12 protein-coding genes are annotated in these 12,170 nt (G+C 61.3%); 5 read left to right on the forward strand and 7 right to left on the reverse strand.

Annotated features, from left to right (window positions below; genetic code table 11):
• Position 1: 1 nt before the first annotated feature.
• The 5 genes from OCK01_RS00680 to OCK01_RS00700 form a co-directional block, all read right to left on the reverse strand.
• A complete protein-coding gene (locus OCK01_RS00680; protein WP_263822267.1) occupies positions 2-1,414 on the reverse strand; it encodes a pyruvate dehydrogenase complex E1 component subunit beta in 1,413 nt (470 codons plus the stop codon).
• Positions 1,415-1,514: 100 nt separating this feature from the next.
• Positions 1,515-2,567, reverse strand: a complete 1,053-nt coding sequence (gene pdhA, locus OCK01_RS00685; protein ID WP_182826251.1) for a pyruvate dehydrogenase (acetyl-transferring) E1 component subunit alpha — start codon at positions 2,565-2,567, stop codon at positions 1,515-1,517.
• A 208-nt stretch (positions 2,568-2,775) separates the two neighbouring features.
• On the reverse strand, positions 2,776-3,084 hold the full coding sequence (locus OCK01_RS00690; protein ID WP_182826250.1) for an FtsB family cell division protein: 309 nt from the start codon (positions 3,082-3,084) through the stop codon (positions 2,776-2,778).
• 148 nt (positions 3,085-3,232) lie between these two features.
• Positions 3,233-4,507 (reverse strand): phosphopyruvate hydratase, encoded by a 1,275-nt coding sequence (gene eno / locus OCK01_RS00695; protein ID WP_263822268.1) that lies wholly within the window; start codon positions 4,505-4,507, stop codon positions 3,233-3,235.
• Positions 4,508-4,712: 205 nt separating this feature from the next.
• Positions 4,713-4,871: a hypothetical protein gene (locus OCK01_RS00700; protein WP_263822269.1), complete on the reverse strand. Its 159-nt coding sequence runs from the start codon at positions 4,869-4,871 to the stop codon at positions 4,713-4,715.
• Between OCK01_RS00700 and OCK01_RS00705 the strand changes: the two genes are divergently transcribed.
• Positions 4,864-6,828, forward strand: a complete 1,965-nt coding sequence (locus tag OCK01_RS00705) for a methyl-accepting chemotaxis protein (protein ID WP_263822270.1) — start codon at positions 4,864-4,866, stop codon at positions 6,826-6,828. The two genes, OCK01_RS00700 and OCK01_RS00705, sit on opposite strands and share 8 nt — an antisense overlap.
• Before the next feature lie 61 nt (positions 6,829-6,889).
• Here OCK01_RS00705 and kdsA read toward each other — a convergent pair whose 3' ends face one another.
• Together kdsA and OCK01_RS00715 are read right to left on the reverse strand one after the other, a co-directional pair.
• Positions 6,890-7,732: a 3-deoxy-8-phosphooctulonate synthase gene (kdsA, locus tag OCK01_RS00710; protein ID WP_263822271.1), complete on the reverse strand. Its 843-nt coding sequence runs from the start codon at positions 7,730-7,732 to the stop codon at positions 6,890-6,892.
• A 3-nt stretch (positions 7,733-7,735) separates the two neighbouring features.
• On the reverse strand, positions 7,736-8,602 hold the full coding sequence (locus OCK01_RS00715) for a VOC family protein (protein WP_263822272.1): 867 nt from the start codon (positions 8,600-8,602) through the stop codon (positions 7,736-7,738).
• Between the two features lie 152 nt (positions 8,603-8,754).
• Between OCK01_RS00715 and OCK01_RS00720 the strand changes: the two genes are divergently transcribed.
• The 4 genes from OCK01_RS00720 to fcl all read left to right on the forward strand — a co-directional run bounded on the left by OCK01_RS00720 (position 8,755) and on the right by fcl (position 12,161).
• Entirely contained in the window at positions 8,755-8,988 is a 234-nt protein-coding gene (locus OCK01_RS00720) for a hypothetical protein (protein ID WP_182826245.1), read from the forward strand.
• 180 nt (positions 8,989-9,168) lie between these two features.
• The gene (gene lexA / locus OCK01_RS00725) at positions 9,169-9,891 is read left to right on the forward strand and encodes a transcriptional repressor LexA (RefSeq protein ID WP_263822273.1); all 723 of its coding nucleotides are present in this window, start codon (positions 9,169-9,171) and stop codon (positions 9,889-9,891) included.
• A gap of 258 nt (positions 9,892-10,149) precedes the next feature.
• Entirely contained in the window at positions 10,150-11,223 is a 1,074-nt protein-coding gene (gmd, locus tag OCK01_RS00730; RefSeq protein WP_263822274.1) for a GDP-mannose 4,6-dehydratase, read from the forward strand.
• A gap of 5 nt (positions 11,224-11,228) precedes the next feature.
• A complete protein-coding gene (gene fcl / locus OCK01_RS00735) occupies positions 11,229-12,161 on the forward strand; it encodes a GDP-L-fucose synthase (protein ID WP_263822275.1) in 933 nt (310 codons plus the stop codon).
• The last annotated feature ends 9 nt before the right edge of the window (positions 12,162-12,170 follow it).

The following is a 12,170-nucleotide window of genomic DNA, read 5'->3' on the forward strand; positions in this document are numbered from 1 at the left end:
CTTACTTGTAGCAGACGGCTTTGACCGCATCGACGACTTCGCCGACATTCGGCAGAGCCAGCTTTTCGAGATTGGCGGCGTAGGGCATCGGAACGTCCTTGCCGGCAATCGTGATGACAGGAGCGTCGAGATAGTCGAAAGCTTCGCGGTTGACGCGGTTGGCGATGAAGTCGCCGACCGAATTCTGCGGGAAGCCTTCTTCGACGACGACGAGGCGGCCGGTCTTCTTGACCGATTCGATCACGGTCGGCAGGTCCATCGGACGGATGGTGCGTAGGTCGATCAGTTCGACGTCGACGCCGATCTTTTCGAGTTCGGCGACGGCCTTGATGGCGTAGGTCATGCCGATGCCGAAGGACACCATGGTCACGTCCTTGCCGGCCTTGTGGATGCGGGCCTTGCCAATCGGCAGCACGAAATCGTCCATCTTCGGCACGTCGAAGCTCTGGCCGTAAAGGATCTCGTTTTCGAGGAAAATCACCGGATTGGGATCGCGGATAGCAGCCTTGAGCAGGCCCTTGGCGTCGGCGGCCGTATAGGGCATGACGACCTTGAGGCCTGGAATATGGCTGTACCAGGCGGCGTAGCACTGCGAGTGCTGAGCGCCGACGCGGGCGGCGGCGCCGTTCGGGCCGCGGAACACCATCGGAGCGCCCATCTGGCCGCCCGACATATAAAGCGTCTTGGCGGCGGAATTGATGATCTGGTCGATCGCCTGCATAGCGAAGTTGAAGGTCATGAATTCGACGATCGGACGCAGGCCGGTCATCGCCGCGCCCACCGCCATGCCGGCAAAGCCGTGTTCGGTGATCGGGGTGTCGACAACGCGCTTGGCCCCAAATTCCTGCAGCAGGCCCTGGGTCACCTTATAGGCGCCCTGATATTCCGCGACTTCCTCGCCCATGACGAAGACGTCGGGATTGGCGCGCATTTCCTCGGCCATGGCGTCGCGCAGCGCTTCGCGCACCGTGGTCTGTACCATTTCCGTGCCGGCCGGAATATCCGGATCCGAAGCGACGTCCGTCTTCGGAGCCGCCGGGACCTTCGTGTCGGCCGCAGCGGTCGGCTCGGCGGCGGATTCGCGCGCCTTGCCGCCAGCGTCGTCGGCGGTCGCAGCCGGCGTGTCGGCATCGGACTTCTTGGATGCGGAGCCGATCGCGTCGGCGCTTTCGCCATTCTGCAGCAGCACCGCGATCGGCGTGTTGACCTTGACGTTTTCGGTGCCGGCGGCGATCAGCAGCTTGCCGATCACGCCTTCATCGACGGCTTCCACTTCCATCGTGGCCTTGTCCGTTTCGATCTCAGCGATCACGTCGCCGGACTTCACGGTATCGCCTTCGTTCTTCACCCATTTCGAGAGCGTGCCTTCCTCCATGGTCGGCGACAGCGCGGGCATGAGAATCTCAATCGGCATGGTGTTTCCTCACCTGGTGTATCGTGTGCGGCGACCTCGGCCGGCCGCGAAATTGATGCTGGCGGAGCGAAGCGGCCGGCAAAGGCCGGCCGGAGTCGCCTTACGCGTCGAGCAGGATGTCGGTGTAGAGCTCGGACGCATCCGGCTCCTTGTCCGCCTGGGCGAAATCTGCCGAGTCGGCGACGATGTCGCGCACATCCTTGTCGATGGCCTTGAGATCGTCTTCCGTAGCCCAGTTCTTTTCGAGAAGGCGCAGGCGCACCTGTTCGATCGGATCGTGCTCGGAGCGCATCTTCTGCACCTCGTCCTTGGAGCGATACTTCGCCGGGTCGGACATCGAGTGACCGCGATAGCGATAGGTCAGCATTTCCAGGATCATCGGACCCTTGCCGGAACGAGCGTGCTCGGCCGCTTCGTCCGTCGCGGCCTTGACGGCGCGCACATCCATGCCGTCGACCTGCATGCCGGGAATGCCGAAGGAGGCGCCGCGCTGGGAGAAATCGGTCTGGGCCGAGGCGCGATTGACGGAGGTGCCCATGGCGTAGCGGTTGTTTTCCACCACATAGACCACCGGCAGCTTCCAGAGCGCGGCCATGTTGAAGCTCTCGTAGACCTGGCCCTGATTGGCGGCGCCGTCGCCGAAGAAGGCGCAGGAAATATTGCCGTTGCCGCGATAGGCGTTGGCGAAGGCCAGGCCGGTGCCGAGCGACACCTGGCCGCCGACGATGCCGTGGCCGCCGTAGAAATGCTTCTCTTTCGAGAACATGTGCATCGAGCCGCCCTTGCCCTTGGACAGGCCGCCGCGACGGCCGGTCAGCTCGGCCATGACGCCGCGCGCGCTCAGGCCCATGGCCAGCATGTGACCGTGGTCGCGATAGCCGGTGATCATCTGGTCGCCTTCGATCAGCGACATCTGCATGCCGACCACGACGGCTTCCTGGCCGATATAGAGGTGACAGAAGCCGCCGATGAAGCCCATGCCGTAGAGCTGGCCGGCCTTTTCCTCGAAGCGGCGGATGAGAAGCATCTCGCGGTAAGCCTTGAGCTCCTGATCACGATCGAATTCTGCGATCATCGCTTTTCCTTCTGATTTTTGAGATTTGCCGCTTGCGAGTTTGCGAGCAGGGGTAGACGCGACCTTACGCGCTGCCATCCAGAATGCCTCCCTATGGGCGTCCGATTTTGGAGCGAGCATAAGAAATATTGACCGCCCTAGCAATGCCATAAATGCATGGCGGACATTCGGTGCAAGCCTATGAAATGTATAGGAAAAGCTATTATTAACCAAATTTCGGTTAATTCAACCGTGCATCGCAACAAGGTTATTGCGATGCACAATCTCTCCCAAAACGGGAATTATACTATTTGAATATGACGATTTCGTCGGCGCGACTGACATTGAGCGAATAGCGCGCTTTTTCGTCGAGCATGTCCTTCTCGAGCGAGCCGTCGCTCATCAGCGACACCTGACGTTCGAGATCCTTTCGCGCCTTCACCAACTCGGCGAGCTGGGCTTCCCGCTCGATCCGCCGGCGCTCGAACTCCTTGGTGGCGTTCAAGCCGAGTTCGCCGTGCACCGAATGATAGCCGAAGTAACTGCAGAAAGCGATTGTGAGCAGCGGTGTGATCAGACGACCCCAATGCCGCCGCTTATGATGTTTGGTCCACATGACATGCCTTTGACGCAAAACGACAAAGCGCAATGTGCCGCAAATTCTTTAACCGAGCGTTTAGCATAATTCGCCGCAAGCCCGAAAATGAGAAGGGCCGGCGCGGAGATCTCCGCGCCAGCCTTTTTCGTCAGAGGCGACGGTCCGATCAGCGCTTCAGGATCGAGCGGCCGGCGAAGATCGCGGCCGAACCCAGTTCCTGCTCGATGCGGATCAGCTGGTTGTACTTGGCGGTGCGGTCGGAGCGGGCCAGAGAGCCGGTCTTGATCTGTCCGCAATTGGTGGCGACGGCGAGATCGGCGATCGTCGAATCTTCCGTTTCGCCGGAGCGATGCGACATCACGGCGGTGTAGCCGGCCTTGTGGGCGGTCTCGACGGCGTCGAGCGTCTCGGTGAGCGAGCCGATCTGGTTGACCTTGACGAGGATCGAGTTGGCCACCTTCTTCTCGATGCCCGTGCGCAGGCGGGTCGAGTTGGTCACGAACAGGTCGTCGCCGACCAGCTGGCACTTGGAGCCGACGAGATCGGTCAGCATCTTCCAGCCTTCCCAATCGTCTTCGGCCATGCCGTCTTCGACCGAGATGATCGGATAGGTGTTGACGAGTTCGGCGAGATAGGCGGCCATTTCGGCCGGCTCACGCACCTTTCCTTCGCCATGCATGTCGTATTTGCCGTCCTTGAAGAATTCGGTCGAGGCGCAGTCGAGCGCCAGGAACATGTCTTCGCCGGGACGGTAGCCGGCCTTTTCAATCGACTTCATCACGAAGTCGAGTGCGGCGGGAGCAGAGGCGAGGTTCGGCGCGAAGCCGCCTTCATCGCCGACATTGGTGTTGTGGCCCTGCGACGACAGTTCCTTCTTGAGCGTATGGAACACTTCAGAGCCCATGCGCACGGCGTCCTTCAGCGATTCGGCGCCGACGGGCATGATCATGAATTCCTGGAAGTCGATCGGATTGTCGGCATGGGCGCCGCCATTGATGATGTTCATCATCGGCACGGGCAGCGCGCGGGCGTTGACGCCGCCGACATAACGATAGAGCGGCAGGCCAGAGGCGAGAGCCGCGGCCTTGGCGACGGCGAGCGAGACGCCGAGAATGGCGTTGGCGCCGAGGCGGGCCTTGTTGGGCGTGCCGTCGAGCTCGATCATCGCCATGTCGATCTCGACCTGGTCTTCCGCGTCCATGCCGCTGATGGCGTCGAAGATCTCGGTATTGACGGCCTCGACGGCCTTCTCGACACCCTTGCCGAGATAGCGCTTGCCGCCGTCGCGCAGTTCGACCGCTTCATGCGCGCCGGTGGAGGCGCCCGACGGAACCGCGGCGCGACCAAGGCTGCCGTCTTCGAGCAGCACATCGACTTCCACGGTGGGGTTGCCGCGGCTGTCGAGAATTTCCCGGGCCAGAATGTCAACGATAGCGGTCATATGCTCTTCCTTGCGTTTGTGAGGTTGAGAGAGTGTTTCCGGTTGCCTGCAATATCCCGTTTCTGCGAAAAAACAATGGCAGGCAATATCTGAACCGATTTAATTCGCGCCAGCGACTGCCGGATCCCGCGAACGCCGATGATGGCAAAAGCCCTTCAAGGGATTTTTTCGACCCCAGCACACATGAAGACCCGCTCATTAAACCCTAGATCACCCCCATATCAGCACTATGAAAAATAATAATGAAAAGCGGAAGCTTTATTAACCCTTCCGAAAGTGAAGCCGCTATTATTTTGCCGCTGAGTTCATTTTTTGTGCGTAGCGGCAAAGCTGACACAGTCGTATCGGGGGACTTCATGCGCATGACGATTTCCAGGCTTTTGGTGCTGTTTGGGGCGCTGGTCACGGCCGGATTGATCTTTTCGACAGGCATCCAGCAATATGCGCTCGACCATCTCAAGGTGCGCGGGCCGGAATATGAACAGATCGTCTATGGCAAGGATTTGATCGCCGACATCCTGCCGCCGCCCTTGTTCGTCGTCGAAACATATATGCTGGCCACCGAGGGCATGTATCATCCGGAACGTGGTCCGGAAAATCTCGAAAAAATCGGCGCGCTGCACAAAGATTACATTGCGCGGCGAGATTTCTGGCGCGCGTCAGAACTGCCGGAATCCTTGAAGACCGAGCTTGAAACCGATGTCATCGCCACAGGCGACGCATTCTGGAGGATCATCGATCAAAAGATCAAGGACGCATTCAATTCCGCGGATCCAGATGCCCGCATGGCCGCGCTGGACGCGCTGATGGAGGCATTCTACACCCATCGAGACGCGGTAGCGAAGCTTGTCGATGCATCCAACGCCTATCTTGCGCAGGCGGAATCCAACGCCGACGCCAGTTCAGCCAAACTCACGGCGCTGGCCTTGTCTGCCGCCGGCGGCTCGATCCTGCTCTTCCTCGCCGGCCTTTGGGTGCTCAGGGCCCGCGCCGTCAAGCCTCTCGACGACATGAAAAGCTATATGGGAGTGCTGGCCAAAGGCGACTACAGCAAGGAGGTTCCCTTCGCGGGCCGCAGCGACGAGATTGGCGCGATGGCGCAGTCTGTTGCGATCTTCCGCAACAACGCCATGGAGCGCATCGACCAGCGCAAGCGTGACGAAGCGGCCAAGGCCGCTGAACTTGAGAAAGAACGCGTACTCGCGGCCGAGAAATCCCTCGATGATGAAAAACGTCGCTTCGTCATCGATCAGCTCACCGAGGGACTGTCGCAACTCGCCGGGGGGAATCTAGCCTATCGGATCGAACAGCCCTTCGACGTCGCCTATGAAAATCTGCGTCAGGCTTTCAACGGCAGCCAGTCCGCCCTGTCGGAATCCATGGCCAAGGTGACCGCGATCACGCAAGTGGTGCGAAACAGCGCTTTCGAGATTTCTTCCGCCACAGATCAATTGGCGCAGCGAACCGAACAGCAGGCGGCGACGGTGGAAGAGTCCGCCGCCGCGCTCGGTGAGGTATCCACCACCGTGCAATCGTCGGCAGCGCGCTCTCGAGAAGCCGGCAAGATGATGACCGAGGCGACGCAGTCCACCGAACGATCCGCCGCGATCGTCAAACAGGCGATCGCAGCGATGGAAGGCATTGCCGGCTCGTCGAGCCAGATCGGGCAAATCATCAACGTGATCGACGAGATCGCCTTCCAGACCAATCTCCTGGCGCTGAACGCCGGCGTCGAGGCGGCGCGCGCGGGCGAAGCCGGCAAGGGCTTCGCCGTGGTCGCCCAGGAAGTGCGGGAACTGGCGTCGCGCTCCGCCAATGCCGCCAAGGAAATCAAGGCGCTGATTTCGACCTCGACATCCCAGGTCAACAATGGTGTGTCGCTCGTCAACAAGACGGGCGAGGCTCTCAATGAAATCGCCTCCCGCGTCACCCGCGTGGCGGACATCATCAACGGCATTGGCGCATCCTCAGCCGAACAGTCGGACGCGATACGACAGATCGATGGATCCGTGCAGATGCTCGACCAGACGACCCAGCAAAACGCCGCGATGGTGGAGCAGACCTCCGCAGCCTGTCGGTCATTGAGCACGGAAGCCGACACGCTGAACAGCGTGCTGAGCGTCTTCCGTCTCGGCGCGAAACAGGCGCCGCTGACCGCGCCGGTTGCGATCGCCGCCATCGGCCAGACGCCGCGCGGCGGGAAACGAGAGACAGTGTCGCGCCCCTCCCCGGCCCGCGCCCTGGCCGGCCGGATCGCCAGCGCCTTCACCGGGCCGAGACAGGCGGCGGCGCAAGGCGGCGGCAATTGGGAGGAATTCTGACCGCCGCAAAAAACACTGGCCGGACGGGTTCGGCCAGTGGCGACAACCGCGAAAAACGAGGTCAGCCCTTGGCGATCGCGTCCAAAGCCAGCAGCTTTTCGAGCAGCGCCGGCATGTCCGGCAACTTGACCATGTTCGGACCATCGGACGGGGCGTTGTCGGGATCTTCATGGGTCTCGATGAACACGCCTGCCACGCCGACCGCCACGGCCGCGCGCGCGAGAACCGGCACCATGGTGCGGTCGCCGCCGCTCGATCCGCCCTGACCGCCCGGCTGCTGCACCGAATGGGTCGCGTCGAAGATTACCGGCGCGCCCATGGCGGCCATGATCGGCAGCGAGCGCATGTCGGAGACCAGCGTGTTGTAGCCGAAAGAAGCGCCGCGTTCGCAGAGCAGCGCATTGGGATTGCCGCTGCCGTTGATCTTGGCCAGCACGTTCTTCATGTCCCAAGGCGCGAGAAACTGCCCCTTCTTGACGTTGATCGCCCGGCCGGTCTTGGCGGCGGCCACGAGCAGGTCCGTCTGGCGGCAGAGGAAAGCCGGGATCTGCAGGATGTCGACCGTGGGCGACACGAGCGCGCACTGCTCTTCCGTATGGATGTCGGTCAGCACCGGAAAGCCGTATTCGGCCTTGAGATCTGCGAAGACTTCCATGGCCTTTTCCAGCCCGATGCCGCGCTTGCCGGTCAGCGAGGTGCGATTGGCCTTGTCGAAGGAGGATTTGTACACCAGGCCGATGCCGAGCGCATCGGCGAGTTCGACGAGTTTGCCGGCGATCATGAAGGCGTGGTCGCGGCTTTCCATTTGGCAGGGACCAGCGATGATCGACAGTCGGCCGGAATTGGAAAACGAGACCTTGCGGGAGCCTTCGCCCACCGTCACGGTGCTGTTGTTAGCGGTCATGAGTCATACCTCCGAAAATGCGAACGCGACGCCCTGCCCCGCCAAGGGCGGTACGAGCCGCAGGGGTCCGCGCCTGAAATAGCCGATGCCCGCACGCGTCAATATCGTGTCGAGTTCGACCATCGATGCCACCGAGAACATGATGAGACCACCCGTCAAGCCGGCATCCTCATGCAATTCGAGGCCATAGGTGTCCACAAATGCCGCCGGCGTCAAGACGGTCAGTCGCGCGCTCGCGAAAGACAGGCCATCGCCGCTCGCCGAGACGGTCGCGTCGCCACATGTCACCACCCGGAGAAATGACGAGACGTCGTGCGGATGCCGATGCACGAAGACCGCCTCGCGGATGCCGAGTACGCCGTTGTCATGGTCGGTCAGCGTCGTCCGACCGTTCGGGGGAACGTTGATGCGCTGGCAGGTGAAGGCGAAGACGCCGCCGGCGGGATCGGCCCCGGCGAAGGCCAAGCGAAAACCTGCCACCCCGCTGCTTCCATCCGGCAACACCATCGACCGCGAAAAATCCAGCATCTTTCCGGCCGAACACCCGTTCTCCGCGAAGGCGACGTGGTCCGAAGCGGCGTCCGCTGTTCCATAGACGACCGCCGAAAAGCCCTCGGCGCCGCGCGCGTCCCGAAAGGTGCGATCGCCGAGAACGAAGCGGTTGCCGGCTGCGGCGGCGTTTTCATAGCCATCTCGGTCGATGATCGCGAGCGGCTCCAAAAACGTCTGATCGGCGAAATAGACGCAGCAATTGCCGGTGCCGAACGGATGCAGTCCGTCTGGAGCGACCGTGAAGCCGAGCGCGGAAAGACGCTGCCTCGCCGTGATCAAATCGGCGACGGGCAGCACGAGGTGATCGAGCGGGCGCATGGGCGATGCCTTTCTGTTGCCGCGCCTCTCGCACGGGTCGGCGACGGAAGACAAGCCGCGAGACGTTTTCTTATGTCGCACCGGAAACGAATCGGCGTCGACGCGGTTACGAATATGCCGCCGAAGAGCGGACATTCCCAAGGAGACACCCGATGAAAAGACTCGTCAACCTCTCGCTCGCTTCCGCGCTCGCGCTCGCCAGCCTTTCAGGCGTCAGCCTGGCGCAGGACAACAACAATGGCGGGGCAAATTCCGGCGCTCAGAGCGGCCAAGCTGGAAAAAGCGGCGCCGGCGACAACAACGACCCCACCAGCACATCGCAAAACTGCCGCGACGACGCCGCGACTTCCGGCACCAACTGCCAGACCGACACCACCGCCCAGTAGAAATCCCATCGGCCTTCGGCGCGCCATGCGTCGGAGGTCGTCCCGGGCGGTATTCGCTCGGGCCCGGCTTAACCCGGGGAACCCCGCACCCAGCATCCGGGAAAACGCTTGCAGAACATAAAAAGAACAGATACCGTCTGTTCCAGATTTGTTTCTTGTGCGATTCCCGGGGGCGCGCCGATGCTGACCAGAAAACAACAGGAATTACTGCTGTTCATTCATGAGCGCATGAAGGAATCGGGTGTGCCCCCGTCCTTCGACGAAATGAAGGATGCGCTGGATCTCGCCTCGAAATCCGGCATTCATCGATTGATCACCGCGCTCGAGGAACGAGGTTTCATCCGGAGACTTCCAAACCGGGCGCGAGCGCTGGAAGTCATCAAACTTCCGGAGGCCTATTCGCCGAGCCTCAGGCCGCCGGCGGCGCGAGGTTTCTCCCCGAGCGTGATCGAGGGCTCTCTCGGAAAGCAGCAGCCGCAGACAGCGCCGAAAGCGGCGGCCAATGACGAGACGGGCTCAAGCGTAACCGTGCCCGTGATGGGTCGGATTGCAGCGGGCGTGCCGATCTCCGCGATACAGAACATCACGCACGACATCGCGGTGCCGATGTCGATGCTGGGCGCTGGCGAACATTATGCGCTCGAGGTTCGAGGCGACTCGATGATCGAGGCCGGCATTCTCGACGGCGACACGGTCATCATCCGCAATGGCTCGACCGCAAGTCCCGGCGATATCGTCGTCGCTCTGGTCGACGACGAGGAAGCTACGCTCAAGCGCTTTCGCCGCAAGGGAGCGTCCATTGCCCTCGAGGCGGCCAATCCAGCCTATGAAACACGCATTTTTGGCCCCGACAGAGTGAAGGTGCAGGGTAAACTGGTCGGCCTCATTCGTCGCTATCACTGAGAGAGCCGGAGACGGCCGGCGTCGTTTTTTCGGTTGTTATCCATAGCGGCTCGACTTCTTTCGGAACCGTTGCAGTTTCTCGCGCATTTGAATATGCAAAGCGTCGTACGGCCTCTTTTTTGTTAAATGGGGCCGCCTGACGAATGTTCTTGTCGACGAATTTCAGCAGTCGTCGTGCTTGACATTTTACCGCCAGAATCCCTGCTTAGCGGCTCTGGCGGCGCATCTGCGCCATCACACTGTTTCTGGGAGACTGCATTGAGCGACAACAAGAAGAAGGTAGCGCTGGTAACCGGCATCACCGGCCAGGACGGAGCCTATCTCGCGGAACTCCTGCTGAGCAAGGGCTACATTGTCCACGGCATCAAGCGCCGCTCCTCCTCCTTCAATACGAGCCGCATCGAGAACATCTATCAGGATCCGCATGAGGCCGACCAGCGCTTCATCCTGCATTACGGCGATATGACGGACTCGACCAACCTGATCCGCATCGTCCAGGAAGCCCAGCCGGACGAGATTTACAATCTCGCCGCCCAGAGCCATGTGCGCGTGTCCTTCGAGACGCCGGAATACACCGCCAATGCGGACGGCATCGGCACGTTGCGCCTGCTGGAAGCCATTCGTATTCTCGGCATGGAGAAGAAGACACGCTTCTACCAGGCTTCGACCTCCGAACTCTACGGTCTCGTGCAGGAAGTGCCGCAGCGCGAAACGACGCCTTTCTATCCGCGCTCGCCTTACGCAGCCGCGAAACTCTACTCCTACTGGATCGTGGTCAACTACCGCGAAGCCTATGGCATGCACGCCTCCAACGGCATCCTGTTCAACCATGAGAGCCCGCTGCGCGGCGAAACCTTCGTCACCCGCAAGATCACCCGCGCCGCCGCCGCCATCCGGCTCGGCAAGCAGGAAAAGCTCTATGTCGGCAATATCGACGCCAAGCGCGACTGGGGCCATGCCCGCGAATATGTCCGCGGCATGTGGATGATGCTGCAGCAGGAAGAGGCAGACGATTACGTGCTCGCCACCGGCGAGACCACCGAAGTCCGCCAGTTCATCACCTGGGCCTTCGAGGATGTCGGCATTCATCTGGAATGGAAGGGCGAAGGCGTCGACGAGAAGGGTTACGACACGCTGACCGGCAAGGTCGTGGTCGAGATCGATCCGCGCTATTTCCGCCCGACCGAAGTCGAGCTCCTGATCGGCGATCCGACCAAGGCGCAGACCAAGCTCGGCTGGAGACATGAGACGCCGGTGCGCGAACTCTGCCGCGAAATGGTCAATGAAGACCTCAAGGTCATGCAGACCGCCACCGTGATGAAGGAAGCGTGAGGCCGATGTATTCGCTCAGCGGGAAAAAGGTCTGGGTGGCCGGCCATCGCGGCATGGTGGGTTCCGCCATCGTAAGAAGGTTGGCGTCGGAAGGCGCGGAGGTTGTCACCGCCTCTCGCGCGGACGCCGATCTGCGCGACCAGGCGGCCACCACCGCCTGGATCGAGAAGACCAAGCCGGACGCGGTGTTTCTCGCCGCGGCCAAGGTCGGCGGCATTTTCGCCAACGACACCTACCCGGCCGATTTTCTCTATGACAACCTGATGATCGAGGCCAACATCATCCATGGCGCCCACAAAGTGGGCGTCGAAAAGCTGATGTTCCTGGGATCGTCCTGCATCTATCCGAAATTCGCGCCCCAGCCGATCACCGAGGATGCGCTGCTGACCGGCGCGCTGGAGCCGACCAATGAATGGTACGCGATCGCCAAGATCGCCGGCATCAAGCTCTGCGACGCCTATCGCAAGCAGCATGGCTCCGATTTCATCTCGGGCATGCCGACCAATCTCTATGGTCCCGGCGACAATTTCGATCTCAATTCCAGCCATGTGATGCCGGCGCTGATCCGCAAGGCGCATGAGGCGAAGCTCTCGGGCGCGCCCTCGATCACCGTCTGGGGCACCGGCACGCCGCGCCGCGAATTCCTGCATGTCGACGACTGCGCCGACGCCTGCGTGCATCTGATGAAGACGCATTCGGAGGCCGGTCACGTCAATATCGGCTCGGGCGAGGACATCACCATCCTCGATCTGACCAGACTGGTCTGCGACGTCGTCGGCTTCGAGGGCGAGATTGTCCATGATCTGACCAAGCCGGATGGAACGCCGCGCAAGCTGATGAGCGCCGACAAGCTCCGCGCCACGGGTTGGGCGCCGAAGATCGGGCTCGAAGAGGGCGTGGCCAGCGTCTATCGGTGGTTCCTCGCCAACAAGGCCTGATATCAGGGA

This window comes from Rhizobium sp. TRM95796 (genome assembly GCF_025779995.1).
Classification (GTDB): domain Bacteria; phylum Pseudomonadota; class Alphaproteobacteria; order Rhizobiales; family Rhizobiaceae; genus Rhizobium_E.

Coding starts and splice junctions, on each gene's coding strand:
- OCK01_RS00680 (WP_263822267.1), bottom strand. CDS start 1,414: ATGCCGATTGAGATTCTCATGCCCGCGCTGTCGCCGACCATGGAGGAA.
- pdhA (WP_182826251.1), bottom strand. CDS start 2,567: ATGGCAGCGCGTAAGGTCGCGTCTACCCCTGCTCGCAAACTCGCAAGC.
- OCK01_RS00690 (WP_182826250.1), bottom strand. CDS start 3,084: ATGTGGACCAAACATCATAAGCGGCGGCATTGGGGTCGTCTGATCACA.
- eno (WP_263822268.1), bottom strand. CDS start 4,507: ATGACCGCTATCGTTGACATTCTGGCCCGGGAAATTCTCGACAGCCGC.
- OCK01_RS00705 (WP_263822270.1), top strand. CDS start 4,864: ATGCGCATGACGATTTCCAGGCTTTTGGTGCTGTTTGGGGCGCTGGTC.
- OCK01_RS00700 (WP_263822269.1), bottom strand. CDS start 4,871: ATGCGCATGAAGTCCCCCGATACGACTGTGTCAGCTTTGCCGCTACGC.
- kdsA (WP_263822271.1), bottom strand. CDS start 7,732: ATGACCGCTAACAACAGCACCGTGACGGTGGGCGAAGGCTCCCGCAAG.
- OCK01_RS00715 (WP_263822272.1), bottom strand. CDS start 8,602: ATGCGCCCGCTCGATCACCTCGTGCTGCCCGTCGCCGATTTGATCACG.
- OCK01_RS00720 (WP_182826245.1), top strand. CDS start 8,755: ATGAAAAGACTCGTCAACCTCTCGCTCGCTTCCGCGCTCGCGCTCGCC.
- lexA (WP_263822273.1), top strand. CDS start 9,169: ATGCTGACCAGAAAACAACAGGAATTACTGCTGTTCATTCATGAGCGC.
- fcl (WP_263822275.1), top strand. CDS start 11,229: ATGTATTCGCTCAGCGGGAAAAAGGTCTGGGTGGCCGGCCATCGCGGC.